Origin of the sequence: Mycobacterium sp. E2733 (assembly GCF_001667585.1) — a bacterium.
GTDB lineage: Bacteria > Actinomycetota > Actinomycetes > Mycobacteriales > Mycobacteriaceae > Mycobacterium.
Map to the genome: position 1 here is coordinate 196489 of NZ_LZJZ01000012.1, position 18878 is coordinate 215366.

At 65.2% G+C, this 18878-nt stretch carries 11 protein-coding genes and 2 rRNA genes; 6 read left to right on the forward strand and 7 right to left on the reverse strand.

What is annotated here, in order from left to right:
• Window position 1: 1 nt before the first annotated feature.
• Complete coding sequence (gene glgP / locus A5678_RS01455; protein WP_068037309.1) at window positions 2–2641, reverse strand: alpha-glucan family phosphorylase; 2640 nt, start codon at window positions 2639–2641, stop codon at window positions 2–4.
• Between the two features lie 340 nt (window positions 2642–2981).
• Between glgP and A5678_RS01460 the strand changes: the two genes are divergently transcribed.
• On the forward strand, window positions 2982–5096 hold the full coding sequence (locus A5678_RS01460) for an alpha-1,4-glucan--maltose-1-phosphate maltosyltransferase (protein ID WP_068037312.1): 2115 nt from the start codon (window positions 2982–2984) through the stop codon (window positions 5094–5096).
• A 1-nt stretch (window position 5097) separates the two neighbouring features.
• Window positions 5098–7293, forward strand: coding sequence for a 1,4-alpha-glucan branching protein GlgB (glgB, locus tag A5678_RS01465; RefSeq protein WP_068037315.1), 2196 nt, complete (start codon window positions 5098–5100; stop codon window positions 7291–7293).
• A gap of 4 nt (window positions 7294–7297) precedes the next feature.
• Here glgB and A5678_RS01470 read toward each other — a convergent pair whose 3' ends face one another.
• Both A5678_RS01470 and A5678_RS01475 read right to left on the reverse strand, forming a co-directional pair.
• On the reverse strand, window positions 7298–8221 hold the full coding sequence (locus A5678_RS01470; RefSeq protein WP_068037318.1) for a tetratricopeptide repeat protein: 924 nt from the start codon (window positions 8219–8221) through the stop codon (window positions 7298–7300).
• Between the two features lie 183 nt (window positions 8222–8404).
• Complete coding sequence (locus A5678_RS01475; protein WP_068037321.1) at window positions 8405–9586, reverse strand: acetyl-CoA C-acetyltransferase; 1182 nt, start codon at window positions 9584–9586, stop codon at window positions 8405–8407.
• Window positions 9587–9664: 78 nt separating this feature from the next.
• Between A5678_RS01475 and mce the strand changes: the two genes are divergently transcribed.
• Window positions 9665–10132, forward strand: a complete 468-nt coding sequence (mce, locus tag A5678_RS01480; protein WP_197502002.1) for a methylmalonyl-CoA epimerase — start codon at window positions 9665–9667, stop codon at window positions 10130–10132.
• 10 nt (window positions 10133–10142) lie between these two features.
• On the opposite strand, the gene A5678_RS26245 is transcribed toward mce, so the two are convergent.
• Together A5678_RS26245 and nucS are read right to left on the reverse strand one after the other, a co-directional pair.
• Complete coding sequence (locus A5678_RS26245; protein ID WP_082945325.1) at window positions 10143–10454, reverse strand: hypothetical protein; 312 nt, start codon at window positions 10452–10454, stop codon at window positions 10143–10145.
• Between the two features lie 19 nt (window positions 10455–10473).
• The gene (nucS, locus tag A5678_RS01485) at window positions 10474–11145 is read right to left on the reverse strand and encodes an endonuclease NucS (protein WP_068037327.1); all 672 of its coding nucleotides are present in this window, start codon (window positions 11143–11145) and stop codon (window positions 10474–10476) included.
• Window positions 11146–11190: 45 nt separating this feature from the next.
• Here nucS and A5678_RS01490 point away from each other — a divergent pair, with 45 nt between their 5' ends.
• The 3 genes from A5678_RS01490 (at window position 11191) to A5678_RS01505 (ending at window position 15389) form a co-directional block, all read left to right on the forward strand.
• A complete protein-coding gene (locus A5678_RS01490; protein ID WP_068037329.1) occupies window positions 11191–12807 on the forward strand; it encodes an adenylate/guanylate cyclase domain-containing protein in 1617 nt (538 codons plus the stop codon).
• Window positions 12808–13392: 585 nt separating this feature from the next.
• On the forward strand, window positions 13393–14889 hold the full coding sequence (locus A5678_RS01500) for a DNA-3-methyladenine glycosylase 2 family protein (protein WP_068037335.1): 1497 nt from the start codon (window positions 13393–13395) through the stop codon (window positions 14887–14889).
• Window positions 14886–15389 (forward strand): methylated-DNA--[protein]-cysteine S-methyltransferase, encoded by a 504-nt coding sequence (locus tag A5678_RS01505; protein WP_068037338.1) that lies wholly within the window; start codon window positions 14886–14888, stop codon window positions 15387–15389. The genes A5678_RS01500 and A5678_RS01505 overlap by 4 nt, the downstream gene beginning before the upstream one ends.
• A 62-nt stretch (window positions 15390–15451) precedes the next feature.
• Here A5678_RS01505 and rrf read toward each other — a convergent pair.
• Window positions 15452–15564: ribosomal RNA gene (gene rrf / locus A5678_RS01510) — 5S ribosomal RNA — on the reverse strand.
• A 92-nt stretch (window positions 15565–15656) separates the two neighbouring features.
• Window positions 15657–18756: ribosomal RNA gene (locus A5678_RS01515) — 23S ribosomal RNA — on the reverse strand.
• Window positions 18757–18878: the final 122 nt, after the last annotated feature.

Consider the following 18878-nt stretch of genomic DNA (forward strand, 5'->3'; position numbering starts at 1 on the left):
GTCAGCGGGCCAGCGTGACCAGACCCAGCTCGGTGCTGGCGGCCAGCATGGGGTGGTGGGGCAGCACGCGCACCGTGTAGCCGACCGCGCCGGCCAGCGGTAACGACAGCGTCGTCGAGAACACCTGGTTGCCGCCCTCGGCGGTCCCGGTGTACGACATCTCGACGGTGACCGGGTCCAGCAGCGCGTCGCTGGCGTCCACCCGGCCCACGACCCCTTGGACCGTGACCTCGTCGGGCGCCAGACCGTCCAACGCCACGGTCGCGGTCAGGGTCAGCTTGGAGCCGAGCACCGGGGTGTCCGGCAGCCCGGTGCTGTCCACATCGGTGATGGTGATCTTGGGCCAGGCCTCTTCGGCGCGCCGACGGTAGGCGGCGACCTCGCGGGCCGCGCCGAACTGCCCGCCGTCCGTACCGTCCTCGGCGGGCCCGACGGTCCTGCGCAGCGACTGCGCCGCATGCGTGTAGTACTGCTGCACGTAGTCGCGCACCATGCGCGAGGCCAGCACCTTCGGGCCGAGCGTCTGCAGTGTGTGCCGCACCATCTCGATCCACCGCGGCGGCACACCTTGTTCGTCTCGTTCGTAGAACTTGGGTGCCACGGCCTGCTCCAGCAGGTCGTAGAGCGCGCTGGCCTCCAGGTCGTCCCGGCGGCCCTCGTCGGCCACGCCGTCGGCAGACGGTATCTCCCAACCGTTTTCGCCGTCGTACCACTCGTCCCACCAGCCATCGCGGATAGAGAGGTTCAGTCCACCGTTGAGCGCGCTCTTCATCCCGGAGGTGCCGCAGGCCTCCAGCGGCCGCAGCGGGTTGTTCAGCCAGACGTCGCAGCCCCAGTACAGGTGCCGGGCCATGGACATGTCGTAGTCGGGCAAAAACGCGATGCGGTGGCGCACCTCGGGCCGGTCGGCGAAGCGCACGACTTGCTGAATCAACGCCTTGCCGCCGTCGTCGGCCGGGTGAGACTTCCCGGCGACTATTAGCTGAATCGGCCTGTCCTCATCGAGCAGCAGGCGTTCGAGCCGCGCCGGGTCGCGCAGCATCAGCGTCAGCCGCTTGTACGTGGGTACCCGCCGGGCGAACCCGATGGTGAGCACATTCGGATCGAATGCCGTTGCTATCCAGCCCAATTCGGCGTCCGATGCGCCGCGTTCCAGCCAGGATTTGCGCAGCCGCCGCCGGACGTCGTCGACCAGCAGCGACCGCAACTGTGAGCGGATCCACCAGAGATGGCCCGCATCAACCTGGTTCAGTCGCAGCCAGACGCCGGGATCGCCGAACGAATCCGACCCGGCCAGCTCACGTCCCAACTGCAACCATTGCGGCGCCGCCCAGGTCCGCGCGTGAACCCCGTTGGTGATCGACCCGATCGGCACCTCGTCCGCGTCGAACCCGGGCCACAGCTCGTTGAACATGGCCCGGCTCACCTCGCCGTGCAGCAGCGAGACTCCGTTGGCCCGCTGGGCCAGCCGCAGACCCATGTGCGCCATGTTGAATTTGGTCGGATCGTCCTCGGCGCCGAGCGCCAGAATCCGGGCGGTCGGTACGCCCGGCAACAACGCGGGCGCATTCTTGCCACCGGCTTTCTTCTTCGCGGGGTCGTCCTCGACGTGGCCGTCGAAGTAGAGCCGCACCATGTCCAGCGGGAACCGGTCGATACCGGCGGGCACCGGGGTATGGGTGGTGAACACGGTGCTGGATCGCACGACGGTCAGCGCGGTGTCGAAGTCCAATCCGGCATCGGTCATCAACTCGCGGATGCGCTCCGCTCCAAGGAACCCCGCGTGCCCCTCGTTCATGTGGAACACCTCGGGTGCGGGTAGCCCCTGGATGGCGATGAACGCGCGGATCGCCCGCACCCCGCCGATCCCGGCCAGCAACTCCTGTCTCATCCGGTGTTCCTGGTCACCGCCGTACAGCCGGTCGGTGATGCCGCGGAGCTCATGCTCGTTCTCGGGGACATCGGAATCGAGCAGGAGCAGCGGCACGCGGCCCACCTGGGCGACCCAGATCCGTGCGTGCAGCTGAGCGGCGTCGGGAAGCGTCAGCTCGACCAGGACGGGATCGCCGACGGCATCGGTGAGTAGCCGCAAGGGCAGCCCCTGCGGGTCCAGCGACGGGTAGGTCTCGTTTTGCCAGCCGTCCGCGGTCAGCGACTGGCGGAAATAACCGGACCGGTAATAAAGGCCCACCGCCACCAGCGGCACCCCCAGGTCGGAGGCCGACTTCAAGTGGTCCCCGGCGAGGATGCCCAAACCGCCCGAGTAATTGGGCAGCACCTCGGCGACGCCGAACTCCATCGAGAAGTAGGCGATGGCCGTCGGCATCGCCACGCCGTCGGCTTGCTGCTGCTGGTACCACAGCGGACGGGTCAGGTAATCGTTCAGGTCGGCGGCCAACTGATCGAGCCGGCCGAGGAACGCCTCGTCGAGCGCCAGCTCATCGAGTCGTGCCGGATTCACCGCGCCCAGCAACGCAACGGGGTCGGAGCCGCACCGCTCCCACAGGCCGCCGTCGATGGTTGCGAACAAGTCATGGGTCGGCTTATCCCATGACCATCGCAAGTTGGTCGACAGCTGATCCAGCGCGGCCAGCCGTTCGGGAAGATGAGCGCGGACGGTAAAGCGGCGGAGGGCTTTCACGCATCCTTACCTTACTGAGGATTTCGTCCCGCGCACGGCGTCGGTAGAAGCCGCTTTCCCCGCCGGGGGTGTGACCGGACACTAGGGTGGGTATCGGTTAGTTATTGGGGCCGCAATGGTGCTTCCCCGCAAAGGAAGTTCCGCACGACAGAAGTTTCGCCAGACGAGAGGCATTCCGCGACGGACACACCGCGGTTTGGCCGCACACAATCGGAACCAGTCGAAGACGATGCGGTCCGAGAAAGCGGACCGAGGAGGAGTCGGCTAGTCGGAACCCGCCGGCGACGATGCGGTCCGCGAACCGGGCCGAAGCGGAGCTGACAAATCGGAACGGAGTGTTGTGCCTGGTCGTGTCGAGATCGATAACGTCCAACCCGTCGTCTCCTGCGGCGCGTATCCCGCCAAGGCCGTGGTCGGTGAGACCGTCCCGGTCAGTGCGGCGGTATGGCGAGAAGGCCACGAGGCAGTCGCGGCGACGCTGGTCGTGCGCTACCTGGGGCCGCGTTATCCGCAGGTGTCCGAGACCCGCCGAATCAAAGCGGTTCAGGCTCCCGCAAAGCCCGTAACCGAGGTCGACGGAGCGGTGGACCAGCAACGGATCAAACCGCTGCTGCTGCCGATGACGCTGGGCGTCGAGCCCTACGTCTTCCACGGGCAATTCACGCCCGACAGGGTCGGCCTGTGGACCTTCAGGGTCGACGGCTGGGGTGACCCCATCCACTCCTGGCGGCACGGCGTGGTCGCCAAGCTCGAGGCCGGCCAGGGCGAGAGGGAACTGTCCAACGACCTCTTGGTCGGGGCCGCGCTGTTCGAGCGCGCCGCCACGGGGGTGCCGCGCGCGCGGCGCGACCCACTGTTGGCGGCCGCCACGGCGTTGCGGAATCCCGGGGACCCGATCACCCGCACCGCGTTGGCCCTGGGGCCGGAGATCGACCAGATCCTGGCCGAGTATCCGTTGCGCGATCTGGTCACCCGCGGCGACCAGTACGGAGTTTGGGTGGACCGGCCGCTGGCCCGGTTCGGCTCCTGGTACGAGATGTTTCCCCGCTCGACCGGCGGTTGGGACGCCGAGGGCAAGCCCGTGCACGGCACGTTCGCCACGGCGGCCGACCAGCTTCCGCGCATCGCGGCAATGGGATTCGACGTGGTTTACCTGCCGCCCATCCATCCGATCGGCAAGGTGCATCGCAAGGGCCGCAACAACTCTCCCACCGCCGCTCCCGGAGACGTCGGTTCTCCGTGGGCAATCGGCAGCGACGAGGGCGGCCACGACGCGGTCCACCCGGACCTGGGGACCATCGAGGACTTCGACGCCTTCGTCGCCGCGGCGCGCGATCTGGGCATGGAGGTGTCGCTTGACCTCGCGTTGCAGTGCGCCCCGGACCATCCCTGGGCGCGCGATCACCGTGAGTGGTTCACCGAACTGCCCGACGGCACCATCGCCTACGCGGAGAACCCCCCCAAGAAATATCAGGACATCTATCCGCTCAACTTCGACAACGACCCGGCGGGCCTCTACGACGAAGTGCTGCGCGTCGTCCGGTACTGGATGGACCACGGCGTCAAGTTCTTTCGGGTCGACAACCCACACACCAAGCCGCCGAACTTCTGGGCATGGCTCATCGCTCAGGCGAAGAGCATCGACCCCGACGTGCTGTTCCTCTCGGAGGCCTTCACGCCGCCGGCCCGCCAGTACGGCCTGGCCAAGCTCGGGTTCACGCAGTCCTACAGCTATTTCACCTGGCGCACGGCCAAACACGAGCTCACCGAGTTCGGCGACGCCATCGCCGCCGCCGCGGACTTCCGGCGCCCGAACCTGTTCGTGAACACACCCGACATCCTGCACGCCATCCTGCAGCACAACGGGCCCGGCATGTTCGCGATCCGCGCGGTGCTGGCGGCGACCATGGGCCCGGCCTGGGGCGTGTATTCGGGTTACGAGCTGTTCGAGCACCGCGCGGTGCGGGAGGGCAGCGAGGAGTATCTGAACTCCGAGAAGTACGAACTGCGCCCCCGCGATTTCGCGGGCGCGGTGGCCGAAGGGCGGTCGCTCGAGCCGTTCATCACGCAGCTCAATTCCATTCGCCGGCTGCATCCCGCGCTGCAACAGTTGCGCACCATCCATTTCCACGCGGTGGACAACGGTGCGCTGCTTGCCTACAGCAAGTTCGACCCGGCCACCGGTGACTGTGTGGTGGTGGTGGTGACGCTCAACGCGTTCGGCGCCGAGGAAGCCACGCTGTTTTTGGATATGGCGGCTTTGGGTATGGAGCCCTATGAGCGTTTCTGGGTGCGCGATGAAATCACCGGCCAGGAATTCCAATGGGGGCAAGCAAACTACATTCGCATCGACCCTGCGCGAGCGGTCGCGCATGTCATTAACATGCCGCTCATCCCGCGTGAGTCCCGAATGACGCTGCTCCGTAGGCCACCAAAAGGACCGGAGGGATTGTGACATGAGCCAAGCGGACCAACTCGCCAGGACGCACCTCGCGCCCGACCCGGCCGACCTATCGCGCCTGCTGTCCGGCACGCATCACAACCCGCACGGCATCCTGGGCGCCCACGAGTACTCCGACCACACCGTCATCCGGGCGTTCCGCCCGCACGCGGTCGAGGTCGTCGCGCTCGTCGGTGACGACCGGTTCCCGTTGGAGCACATCGAGTCCGGCCTGTTCGCCGTGGCACTCCCCTTCGTCAACCTGATCGACTATCGGCTGCAGGTGAAATACGAGGGTTCCGACTCTTACACGGTCGCCGACGCCTACCGCTTCCTGCCCACCCTGGGCGAGGTCGACCTCTTCCTCTTCGGCGAGGGCCGCCACGAGCGACTCTGGGAAGTCCTTGGCGCGCATCCCCGCTCGTTCACCACGGCCGACGGCGTCGTGAACGGGGTTTCGTTCGCGGTGTGGGCTCCCAACGCCAAGGGCGTCAGCCTGATCGGCGAATTCAACGGCTGGACGGGCAGCGATGCCCCGATGCGCTCGCTCGGCTCTTCCGGGGTGTGGGAGCTGTTCTGGCCCGACTTCCCGGCCCAGGGGCTGTACAAGTTCCGCGTGCACGGCGCCGACGGCGTCGTGACCGACCGGGCCGACCCGATGGCCTTCGCCACGGAAGTGCCGCCGCACACTGCGTCCCGCGTGACGCGCAGCGAATACACCTGGCAGGACGCCGACTGGATGGAACAGCGCGCCCAGCGCAATCCGGTGTTCGAGCCGATGAGCACCTACGAGGTTCACCTCGGCTCGTGGCGCCCCGGGCTCGGATACCGGCAGCTGGCCGAGGAGCTGACCAACTACGTGGTGGAGCACGGGTTCACCCACGTCGAACTGCTCCCGGTCGCCGAGCACCCGTTCGCCGGGTCGTGGGGTTACCAGGTGACGTCGTACTACGCGCCGACATCGCGGTTCGGCACGCCCGACGAATTCCGGGCGTTGGTCGATGCGCTGCACCAGGCCGGCATCGGCGTCATCGTGGACTGGGTGCCGGCGCACTTCCCGAAGGACGCCTGGGCGCTGGGACGGTTCGATGGCACCGCGCTCTACGAACACGCCGATCCCAAGCGTGGCGAGCAACTCGACTGGGGCACCTACGTTTTCGACTTCGGGCGCGCGGAGGTGCGTAACTTCTTGGTGGCCAACGCGTTGTATTGGCTCGAGGAATACCATGTCGACGGATTACGGGTCGACGCCGTTGCCTCCATGCTGTATCTGGATTATTCGCGTCCCGAGGGCGGCTGGACGCCGAACGTCTACGGCGGGCGGGAGAACCTGGAGGCGGTGCAGTTCCTGCAGGAAATGAACGCCACGGTGCACAAGTCGGCACCGGGCATCGTCACCATCGCCGAAGAGTCGACGTCCTGGCCCGGCGTCACACGCCCGACCAACCTTGGCGGCTTGGGCTTTTCGATGAAGTGGAATATGGGCTGGATGCACGACACGCTCGACTACATCAGCCGTGACCCGATCTACCGTAATTACCACCACCACGAGATGACGTTCTCGATGCTCTACGCGTTCAGCGAGAACTATGTGCTGCCGATCAGCCACGACGAGGTGGTGCACGGCAAAGGCACGCTGTGGGGGCGGATGCCGGGCAACAACCACGTCAAGGCCGCCGGGCTGCGCAGCCTGCTCGCCTATCAGTGGGCGCATCCCGGCAAGCAATTGCTGTTCATGGGGCAGGAATTCGGCCAGCGCGCCGAGTGGTCCGAAGAACGCGGCCTGGATTGGTGGCAGCTCGACGAGCAAGGCTTCTCGAACGGCGTCCTGCGGCTGGTGCGCGACATCAACGACATCTACCGCAACCGCCCCGCGCTGTGGAGCCAGGACACCGTCCCCGACGGTTACTCCTGGATCGACGCCAACGACTCGGCCAACAACGTCTTGAGTTTCCTCAGGTACGGCAGTGACGGCTCGGTCATGGCCTGCATCTTCAACTTCGCGGGGAGTGAGCACAGCGGCTACCGGCTCGGACTGCCGTCCGCCGGCCGCTGGCGCGAGGTGCTCAACACCGACGCCACGGCGTACAACGGCACCGGCATCGGCAACATGGGCGGTGTCGATGCGACCGAGGAGCCGTGGCACGGCCGACCCGCATCGGCGGTGTTGGTGCTGCCGCCCAATTCGGCCCTGTGGCTCGAGCCCGAGTAGGCCTTCAGTAAAGCGCGTTGGCGAGGTTGCGCCGCCCGGCGACGACCTCGGGATCGGCGGGATCGAAGAGCTCGAAGAGCTCGATCAACCGGGTGCGCACACGGGTGCGCTCGTCCCCGGACGTGTTGCGCACCAAGGCAATCAGGCGATTGAAGGCCCCGCTCACATCCTGATTCAGGATTTGCACGTCGGCGGCGGCGAAGGCCGCATCGATGTCGCTCGGTGCCGCGTCCGCAGCCGCGATGGCGTCCGGCGGGTGGGCGGTTGCGCGCGTGAGGAAGTCGATCTGCCGGATCGCACCCTTGGCTTCGACGCTGCCCGGATTGGCGTCCAGTATCGCCTGATACGAGCCTCTGGCCGCCTCGAAATCACCCGTTTCGAGCTGTTCGCGGGCCGCGGCCAGCTCGGGGTCGACCTCGTCGGAGTCCGCGGAACCGCTTGGGCCCTTGAGCTTTCCGGCTGTCGCGGAGAGAAGCTGGTCCACCCAGCCCCGTAACTGGTCGGGCGGCTGCATCCCCTGGAAGCTGGACAGCGGCTGGCCCGCGGCCAGAGCCACCACCGTCGGCACCGCATCGACACCGAATATCTGGGCCACCCTGGGCGCCACGTCGACGTTGACCGTCGCCAGGGACCACTTGCCGTTGTCCTCGGCGGCCAGGCCGGACAGGATGTCGAGGAGCTGGACACACGCATCGCTGCGCGGCGACCACAGCAGCACCACGACCGGCACTTCCTCGGACCGGAGCAGGACTTCTGTTTCGAAATTGGCCTCGGTGATCGCGGAAACTCCGGGGCTGCCCTCGGCGGCCGGCGTCGCGCCGGCGCCAGTACCGCCGGCGGGCGGCTGTTGCTGGGCCCGCTGCTTGAGACCGGACAAGTCGACCGCACCGGCCATCGCCGGGCCTATCGAGGGTCGCGGACGCGTCACGTCGTCAAGTTTGTCATGCGCATCGGTGGCCTATCCACCCGGTGGCGAAGGCGCCCGGGCGACGCTGTGCCGGGCCGGGGTCGCGAAAGAAAGGGCCCCGACCGGGGCATATGACGAAGATCACAAAAATTCCCGTACGTGTTAAGCCAGCAACGTCGGCAGAGGCGCCACCGCGCCGGTTGACTACTTTGCCCGAAGAATCAGCGCGTCGCCTTGCCCACCCGCGCCGCACAGGGCCGCGACCCCGTAGCCGGAGCCGCGGCGGGCCAGTTCCAGCGCCACATGCAGCGTGATCCGGGCGCCCGACATGCCGATGGGATGCCCGACGGCGATCGCACCGCCGTTGACGTTGACGATCTCGGGGTCCACGCCGAGTTCGCGGGTCGAAGCCAGCGCGACCGCCGCGAACGCCTCGTTGATTTCCACGACGTCCAGCTGGTCGACGGAGATGCCCTCGCGGCTGAGCGCTTTCTTGATCGCGTTGGCGGGCTGCGACTGCAAGGTGGAATCCGGTCCGGCCACGACACCGTGGGCGCCGATTTCGACCAGCCAGGTCAGCCCCAGCTCCTGCGCCTTGGCCTTATTCATCACCACCACCGCGGCTGCGCCGTCGGATATCTGAGAGGCCGAGCCGGCGGTGATGGTGCCATCGCGGCGGAAGGCCGGTTTGAGGCCGGCGAGGGACTCCGCGGTGGTGTTGGCGCGAATGCCCTCGTCCTCGGTGAACTGCAGCGAATCACCCTTGCGCTGTGGGATGTTGACCGGCACGACTTCGTCGGCGAAGACGCCGTCCTTCCACGCCGCGGCCGCCTTCTGATGCGACTGCGCAGCGAACTCGTCCTGCTCCTGGCGGGTGAAGTTGTCCACGTCGTTGCGCTGCTCGGTGAGCGCGCCCATGGGCTGGTCGGTGAACACGTCGTGCAGACCGTCGTAGGCCATGTGATCGAGGACGGTGACGTCGCCGTACTTGTAGCCGGCCCGGCTGTCCATCAGCAAATGGGGCGCCTTGGTCATGGACTCTTGCCCCCCGGCCACCACCACGTCGAACTCTCCGGCGCGAATGAGCTGGTCAGCGAGCGCGATGGCGTCGATCCCGGACAGGCACATCTTGTTGATGGTGAGCGCCGGAACGTCCCAGCCGATACCGGCCGCAACGGCCGCCTGGCGCGCGGGCATCTGGCCGGCCCCGGCCGTCAGCACCTGGCCCATGATCACGTACTCGACCACCGAGGCGGGCACGTTGGCCTTCTCCAGTGCGCCGGCGATCGCGATGGCACCCAGGTCGCTGGCCGAAAAATCCTTCAGCGAACCCATTAACTTACCGATCGGCGTGCGCGCTCCAGCAACGATCACCGACGTCGTCATGAAAACCTCCTAGGGGTCCGTGGACGGCCGGTTCGGCCTCCCGGAGAAGCGCAATCTTTGCCGCCAGGTTACCTTTATGTGATGACGACCGATCAAGTTGACGCCCGTCAGATCCTGGCCACCGGCCTGGTGACGGCGATCGATCACGTCGGCCTCGCAGTCGCCGACCTGGATGCGGCAATCGCCTGGTATCACGACCACCTCGGCATGAACGTGGTGCACGAGGAAGTCAACGAGGAGCAGGGAATCCGCGAGGCCATGCTGGCCGTGCGCGGCGCCCCGGCCGGTACCGCGCAGATCCAGCTGATGGCCCCGTTCGACGACTCCTCGACCATCGCGAAGTTCCTCGACAAGCGCGGGCCCGGCATCCAGCAGATGGCGGTTCGCGTGAGCGACCTCGACAGCGTGATCGAGCATCTGCGCTCCCAGGGCATCCGCCTCGTCTACGAGGCGCCGCGCCGCGGCACGGCAAACTCGCGGATCAACTTCATCCACCCCAAGGACGCCGGCGGAGTTCTCATCGAGCTGGTCGAACCGGCCGCCTGAGTCCTATCGATCACGACCACTTCCGGGTCGGGCCCCGCGTGGCGCGGTGGCTCCAGCACGGGGAATGCCAATGTCGCCGATCCTCGACAAGTCCCGGGCCTCCCCCGAGCGTCGAATCGGTCGGCCACACCACCAGATGCGCCGTGCCGGCACGTATTTCGTGGTCACAACCGGGACAGCGGTACGTCTTGACCGCACGGTCCGCCGCGACGGGCCGGACCTCGTACTCGTGGCCGTCGGGCCCGATCTCCACCCGGCGCAGCAGCGGTGGCGGCGGCAGCGACGGCCGCTGCCGACGTGGCGTTGTGCGGCGCCGAGCCATGCGACCAGCCTAGCGGGGTTCAGAACAGCCGGTATTCGTCGCTGTCCATCCCGCGCATCTTGTCGTAATCCAAGGTGATGCAACGGATCCCGCGGTCAGTGGCCAGCGTGCGCGCCTGCGGCTTGATCTGCTGGGCGGCGAACACCCCCTTCACCGGCGCGAGCACGCTGTCGCGATTGAGCAGCTCGAGGTAGCGGGTGAGCTGCTCGACGCCGTCGATCTCGCCTCGTCGCTTGATTTCCACCGCGACGGAACCGCCTTGTTCGTCACGGCAGAGCAGGTCGACGGGCCCGATGGCGGTCATGTATTCACGACGAACCAGCGTGTAGCCCTCGCCGAGCAGTTGCACGTGCTCGGCGAGCAACGCCTGCAAGTGGGCCTCGACGCCGTCTTTGACCAGCCCGGGGTCGATGCCCAGATCGTGGCTGGAGTCGTGCTCGACCTCCTCGACGGTGATCCGCAGCTGTTCGCCGGCCTTGTTCTGCACAACCCACACGGGCACCTGATCGCCGGGCTCCTCGGTGAGCCAGCAAGGTGGACTCATCCAATTCAGCGGCTTGTAAGCGCGGTCATCGGCGTGCACGCTGACCGATCCGTCGGCCTTGAACAGCAACAACCGGCGGGCCGACGGAAGATGCGCGGTGAGCCGGCCGATGTAATCAACAGTGCACTGGGCGATCACTAGACGCACCCGACTCACCTTAGAGCGTGGCCGACAAATTAGGCTGACGCCACCATGTCGGCCACCGAGAGCTTGGCAAAACGCATCGGCCGGGTGCTCGAGACGGTCACCCGTCAGAGCGGCCGGCTACCGGAGACCCCGGCGTACGGCTCCCTGCTGCTGGGACGGGTCACCGAAAGCCAGCGACGTCGCCGCATCCGCATTCAGGTAATCCTGACCGTGCTGGTCTTGGGTGCCAACCTGATCGGCATCGCGGTCGGGCTGCTGTTGGTGATAGTCGCCGTTCCGCAGCCGAGCATCTTCCACGACGCGCCGGCCTGGATTACGTTCGGGGTCTCACCGGCCTACATCGCGTTGGCCCTGGCGGTGGGCACCTATTGGATCACCCGCCGGACCGTGCTCTCGTTGCGCTGGGCGATCGAGGAGCGCTCACCGAACGCCGAAGACGAGCGCAACACCTTCCTGGCCCCGTGGCGGATCGCCCGCTTCGACCTCATCCTGTGGGGTGTCGGGGCGGTGGTGTACACGACGCTCTACGGCCTGGTCAACAAACTATTCATCCCGCGGTTCCTCATCGCGGTGAGCATCTGCGGCGTCTTGGTGGCCACCGCCAGCTATCTAATCGCCGAGTTCGCCCTGCGCCCCGTCGCCGCCCAGGCACTGGAGGCGGGACCACCGCCACGGCGGCTGTCGGCCGGGATCATGGGCCGGACCATGGTGGTCTGGTTTCTCGGTTCGGGCCTGCCCGTCCTCGGCATCGCCTTTCTCGCGGGCTTCCAAGCCCTGATGCGAAATCTGACCGAGACCGAGTTCGCGGTCGGTGTGTTGATCGTGTCGATGGCCACGGTGATCTTCGGTTGCCTCCTGATGTGGATCCTGGCCTGGCTCACCGCAACTCCGGTGCGCGTGGTCCGCGCGGCGTTGCGCCGCGTCGAGCGCGGCGATCTGCGCGGCGATCTCGTCGTTTTCGACGGCACCGAACTCGGTGAGCTACAACGCGGTTTCAACGCGATGGTCGATGGGCTGCGCGAGCGCGAACGGGTTCGCGACCTTTTCGGCCGCCACGTCGGACGCGAGGTCGCCCTGGCCGCCGAACGCGAGCGACCGAAGCTGGGCGGCGAAGAACGGCATGTGGCGGTCGTATTCATCGACATCGTGGGGTCGACCAAGCTGGTGACGAGCCGGCCGGCGGCGGAGATCGTCCAGTTGCTCAACCACTTCTTCGGCATAGTCGTCGAGGAAGTGGACCGACACTGCGGGCTGGTCAACAAGTTTGAGGGTGATGCGACGCTGGCCGTGTTCGGCGCGCCCAATCATCTGGATCGCCCCGAAGAGCAAGCCCTGGCCGCCGCGCGCGCGATTGCGGAGCGGCTGAACAACGAAATCTCGGAGTGTCAGGCCGGTATCGGCGTGGCGGCGGGGCGGGTGGTGGCCGGGAACGTCGGTGCCAGGGAACGCTTCGAGTACACCGTGATCGGCGGTCCGGTCAACGAGGCCGCCCGCCTGTGCGAGCTCGCTAAGTCATACCCGGGCCTGCTGCTTGCGGCGGCCGACGCGCTCGACGGTGTGAGCGAGAAGGAGCGCGCCCGTTGGTCTTTGGGCGAGACCGTGACTCTCCGCGGGCACGACCACCCCACCCGGCTTGCCACGCCCGTCGACCCGCCGGCCTGATGCGATTGATTTCAGGCCCGAGTGGGTAACGGGATTAAGGACATCGCCCCCTCGAGAGATTGGTGTTGACATGACCGGTAGTGGGACTGCCCGCCGTGTTTCCGTCGCCGTGGGTATCGCCGCGGCAATCGCCTTGAGTTCATTGACCGCCGGATGCGGCTCGAGCAACAACAACAAGAATCCGACGACTTCGACGGTCACCACCACGGTTACGACGTCCGCCAGCGTCACCACGACGGCACCGGCGGCGACGACTCCGGCCGGACCGGGCGGCGGTCCCGAGACCGGACCTGGTGGCGCCACGACCGCCGGACCGGGTGGTTCCGGCGCCGGCGCCGGGCCCGGTGGGGCGAGTGCGGGTGTGCCGGGCGCCGGGGCTTCCGCCGGACCCGGCGGCGCAGGCGCCTGCGCGGGCGGCGTTTGCGTCGGAACCCCTCCGGGTCCGTAGCCTTCCCGACCCACGGCCATCGGGCGGATCACCGACCGGTGGCCGTGGCCGCGCCGCGGTGAAGACGCCGACGCCATCCGCACTACCATGTCGTTTTTCCGCCAGTTTTGTCGGCGGGCGGGTGTAAGTCTTGAAGCGTGCACGACGACTTCGAACGCTGCTACCGCGCCGTCCAGTCCAAGGACGCCCGGTTCGATGGTTGGTTCGTCACGGCGGTGCTGACAACCGGCATCTATTGCCGTCCCAGCTGCCCGGTGCGGCCGCCCTTCGCCCGCAACGTCCGGTTCTATCCGACCGCCGCCGCTGCGCAGCGAGCGGGATTCCGGGCGTGTAAGCGGTGCCGGCCCGACGCGTCTCCGGGGTCTCCGGAATGGAACGTGCGTGGCGACGTCGTTGCACGGACGATGCGACTCATCGCCGACGGCACGGTGGACCGTGAGGGCGTCGGCGGCCTTGCTGCCCATCTCGGTTACACCACCCGCCAGCTGGAGCGGCTGTTGCAGGCCGAGGTCGGCGCCGGCCCGCTCGCGCTGGCCCGCGCCCAGCGAGCTCAGACCGCCCGCCTGCTCGTCGAGACCACGGACCTGCCGTTCGGGGACATCGCCTTCGCGTCGGGCTTTTCCAGCATCCGCCAGTTCAACGACACCGTGCGCCTGGTCTTCGACAGCACGCCGACCGAGCTGCGCCGGCGCGCCGCGGATCCAACGGCGGCCGCAAAGCTCGGAACTGCTTCCGCGGGGACGGTCATCCTCCGGTTGCCGGTACGCACGCCGTTCGCCTACGAGGGCGTGTTCGGTCATCTGGCCGCCGGCACGGTGCCCGGCTGCGAGGAAGTCCGCGACGGCGCCTACCGACGCAGCCTGCGCCTCCCGTTCGGCAGCGCCGTCGTCACCCTGACACCGGCGGTCGACCACGTCCGATGCGTGCTCGCGCTCGACGACTTCCGTGACCTGACGACGGCGATCGCCCGCTGCCGGCGACTGCTGGATCTCGATGCCGACCCGGAGGCGGTGGACGAAGCGCTGGCCGGTGACCCGTACCTGGCTGCCGTGGTGGCCAAAGCGCCCGGCCAACGCATTCCGCGCACCGTCGACGAGGCCGAGCTGGCCGTGCGCGCGGTCCTGGGGCAACAGGTTTCGACGAAGGCGGCCAGAGCCCACGCCGGTCGCCTGGTCGCGGCATACGGGGAGCCGGTCGCGGACCCCGACGGCGGGTTGACGCATACCTTCCCGTCAGTGGAGCAGCTCGCGGAGATCGACCCCGTCCAACTGGCGGTGCCCAAGACGCGGCAGCGGACGCTGAATGCACTGGTCGCCGGCCTCGCGGACGGCAGTATCGTCCTGGACAGCGGGAGCGACTGGGAAGCCGCCCGCCGACAATTGCTGGACGTACCCGGGGTGGGCCCCTGGACCGCAGAGGTGATCGCCATGCGCGGCCTCGGTGATCCGGATGCCTTCCCCGCCACCGACCTTGGCCTTCGCCTGGCCGCCAAGCAGCTGGGCTTACCAATCGACGAACGGGCCCTGGTCGGCCATGGCGTCCGGTGGCGTCCCTGGCGCTCCTACGCCACCCAATACCTATGGACCACGCTCGAGCATCCGGTCAACCAATGGCCACCACAGGAGGTCGCATGATTGAGTACCGCACCATCGACAGCCCGATCGGGCCGCTGACCCTGGCCGGCCAGGACTCGGTTCTGACCATGCTTCGAATGGTCGACCAGACCTACGAGCCGAGCCGCACCGGCTGGGCACCGAATCCAGCGGCATTCAACGAGGCCACTGAGCAACTCAACGCTTATTTCGAGGGTGAACTGACGGAGTTCGATTTCGAATTCGATCTGCGCGGCTCCGAATTTCAGCGGCGAGTGTGGGAGGCGCTTCGGACAATTCCTTATGGCGAAACCAGATCGTACGGACAAATCGCGGAACAGATCGGCGCTCCCGGCTCCGCACGCGCCGTGGGATTGGCGAACGGCCACAATCCCATCGCGATTGTCATTCCCTGCCACCGCGTCATCGGCGCCAATGGGAGCCTTACCGGCTACGGGGGCGGCCTCGACCGGAAGCGAACGCTGCTCGCGTTGGAAAAGAAACGTGCATCGGTTAATTCGGCTTTGACACTATTCGACTAGGGAACGCGCCGGCATCAGTGAAATGCAAAAACACCCCCGTTGCCGGGGGTGTTTTTGTGTATGTTCGGCGGTGTCCTACTTTTCCACCCGGATGGGCAGTATCATCGGCGCTGACAGGCTTAGCTTCCGGGTTCGGAATGGGACCGGGCGTTTCCCTGTCGCTGTGGCCGCCGTAACTCTATTTAAATTTGGTTTCGGTGGGGGGTGTGGCGTCAGAGCGTCCCGCGACTAATAGTCGCTGGAACTGAAAAGTGGTTGCGATTGTGTGTTGGTAAGTTTTCGGCCGGTTAGTGCCAGTTCCCTACACTCATTGCTGAGCTTCCAGGTCTGGCCTATCGATCCCGTGGTCGGCGGGGGGCCTTATCCCTCTAAAAGGGTGAGAAACCTGATCTTGGAGAAGGTTTCCCGCTTAGATGCTTTCAGCGGTTATCCTGTCCGAACGTGGCTATCCAGCGGTGCCCCTGGTGGGACAACTGGTATACCAGAGGTTCGTCCGTCCCGGTCCTCTCGTACTAGGGACAGGTTTCCTCAAGTTTCTGACGCGCGCGGCGGATAGAGACCGAACTGTCTCACGACGTTCTAAACCCAGCTCGCGTGCCGCTTTAATGGGCGAACAGCCCAACCCTTGGGACCTGCTCCAGCCCCAGGATGCGACGAGCCGACATCGAGGTGCCAAACCATCCCGTCGATATGGACTCTTGGGGAAGATCAGCCTGTTATCCCCGGGGTACCTTTTATCCGTTGAGCGACACCCCTTCCACTCGGGGGTGCCGGATCACTAGTCCCGACTTTCGTCCCTGCTTGACTTGTAAGTCTCGCAGTCAAGCTCCCTTGTGCACTTACACTCAACACCTGATTGCCGTCCAGGTTGAGGGAACCTTTGGGCGCCTCCGTTACATTTTAGGAGGCAACCGCCCCAGTTAAACTACCCGCCAGGCACTGTCCGTGAACCCGATAAGGGTTCGACGTTAGGTGTCCAATACGATCAGAGTGGTATTTCAACAACGACTCCACCTCAACTGGCGTTGAGGTTTCACAGTCTCCCACCTATCCTACACAAACCGTACCGAACACCAATACCAAGTTGTAGTGAAGGTCCCGGGGTCTTTTCGTCCTGCCGCGCGTAACGAGCATCTTTACTCGTAGTGCAATTTCGCCGAGTCTATGGTTGAGACAGTTGGGAAGTCGTTACGCCATTCGTGCAGGTCGGAACTTACCCGACAAGGAATTTCGCTACCTTAGGATGGTTATAGTTACCACCGCCGTTTACTGGGGCTTAAATTCTCCGCTTCACCTTACGGTTAACGGGTCCTCTTAACCTTCCAGCACCGGGCAGGCGTCAGTCCGTATACATCGTCTTGCGACTTCGCACGGACCTGTGTTTTTAGTAAACAGTCGCTACCCACTGGTTTCTGCGGCCGAATCCCGCTCCCACCGCAAGGGTGTTCACGGTATTTCGGCCCCCCTTCTCCCGAAGTTACGGGGGCATTTTGCCGAGTTCCTTAACCATAGTTATCTCGTACGCCTTGGTATGCTCTACCTGACCACCTGTGTCGGTTTGGGGTACGGGCCGTGTGTGTGCTCGCTAGAGGCTTTTCTTGGCAGCAGAGGATCACCGAATTCGCCTCAATCGGCTATGCATCACCTCTCAGGATTAATGAGCGACGGATTTGCCTATCGCTCTCCCTACGGGCTTGCCCCAGTATTACCACTGACTGGTACGGCTACCTTCCTGCGTCACCCCATTGCTTGACTACTACCAGCGAAGGTCCCACGCAGCCCCGAAACTCCACGCCCCCGAAGGGGAATGGTCGATCCGGTTTTGGGTGGTTAGTACCGCTGATTCGTCAGGGACGCCCACACACGGGTACGGGAATATCAACCCGTTGTCCATCGACTACGCCTGTCGGCCTCGCCTTAGGTCCCGACTCACCCTGGGCGGACTGGCCTGGCCCAGGAACCCTTGGTCTTACGGCGGGCAAGGTTCTCACTTGCCTTATCGCTACTCATGCCTGCATTCTCACTCCCCCAAACTCCACCACCGGTTACCCGGTAGCTTCGCTGCATGGGGGACGCTCCCCTACCCAACCTTGCGGTTGCCGCGGCTTCGGCGGTGTGCTTGAGCCCCGCTACATTATCGGCGCACAATCACTTGACCAGTGAGCTATTACGCACTCTTTCAAGGGTGGCTGCTTCTAAGCCAACCTCCTGGTTGTCTCTGCGACTGCACATCCTTTTCCACTTAGCACACGCTTAGGGGCCTTAGCCGGCGATCTGGGCTGTTTCCCTCTCGACGTACGGAGCTTATCCCCCGCCGTCTCACTGCCACGCTATACACCACGGCATTCGGAGTTTGGCTGACGTCAGTAACCTAGTAGGGCCCATCGGCCATCCAGTAGCTCTACCTCCGTGGTGAAACACGCAACGCTGCACCTAAATGCATTTCGGGGAGAACCAGCTATCACGGAGTTTGATTGGCCTTTCACCCCTACCCACAGCTCATCCCCTCAGTCTTCAACCTAAGTGGGTTCGGGCCTCCACGCGGTCTTACCCGCGCTTCACCCTGGCCATGGGTAGATCACTCCGCTTCGGGTCCAGAACACGCCACTACACCCCAAAGGGGATGCGCCCTATTCAGACTCGCTTTCGCTGCGGCTACCCCACACGGGTTAACCTCGCGACGTGTCCCTGACTCGCAGGCTCATTCTTCAAAAGGCACGCCATCACCCCACAAGGAGGCTCTGACGGATTGTAGGCACACGGTTTCAGGTACTCTTTCACTCCCCTCCCGGGGTACTTTTCACCATTCCCTCACGGTACTAATCCGCTATCGGTCATCGAGAAGTATTTAGGCTTACCGGGTGGTCCCGGCAGATTCACAGCAGATTCCACGGGCCCGCTGCTACTCGGGAGTTGATACAAGGTAGGTGCCGGGTTTTCGCGTACCGGGCTTTCACCGTCTACGGCGGGCCGTCCCAGACCACTTCCGCTAACCACGACACTTTCTGACTACCCCTCAGCCAGGTAGAGCTGAGACATATCAATCCCACTACCCCGCACACACAACCCCTACCCGGTTACACATGCGTGCGGTTTAGCCTGTTCCGCGTTCGCTCGCCACTACTAACGGAATCACAATTGTTTTCTTCTCCTACGGGTACTGAGATGTTTCACTTCCCCGCGTTACCTCCCGCACCCTATATATTCAGATACGGGTAACACGACATCACTCGTGCTGGGTTTCCCCATTCGGAAATCCTCGGATCAAAGCTCGGTTGACAGCTCCCCGAGGCATATCGCAGCCTCCCACGTCCTTCATCGGCTCTCGATGCCAAGGCATCCACCATGCGCCCTTAAACACTTACATACACACAAAAACCAAAGAAGAAATTACACATTTCAACGAACACGCCACCGTTGCCGGCAACGCATCCGTTTAGATGCTCGCAACCACTATCCAATACTCAAACACCACACCCCACCACCAAG

Coding starts and splice junctions, on each gene's coding strand:
- glgB (WP_068037315.1), top strand. CDS start 5,098: ATGAGCCAAGCGGACCAACTCGCCAGGACGCACCTCGCGCCCGACCCG.
- A5678_RS01505 (WP_068037338.1), top strand. CDS start 14,886: ATGATTGAGTACCGCACCATCGACAGCCCGATCGGGCCGCTGACCCTG.
- A5678_RS26245 (WP_082945325.1), bottom strand. CDS start 10,454: ATGGCTCGGCGCCGCACAACGCCACGTCGGCAGCGGCCGTCGCTGCCG.
- A5678_RS01490 (WP_068037329.1), top strand. CDS start 11,191: ATGTCGGCCACCGAGAGCTTGGCAAAACGCATCGGCCGGGTGCTCGAG.
- A5678_RS01475 (WP_068037321.1), bottom strand. CDS start 9,586: ATGACGACGTCGGTGATCGTTGCTGGAGCGCGCACGCCGATCGGTAAG.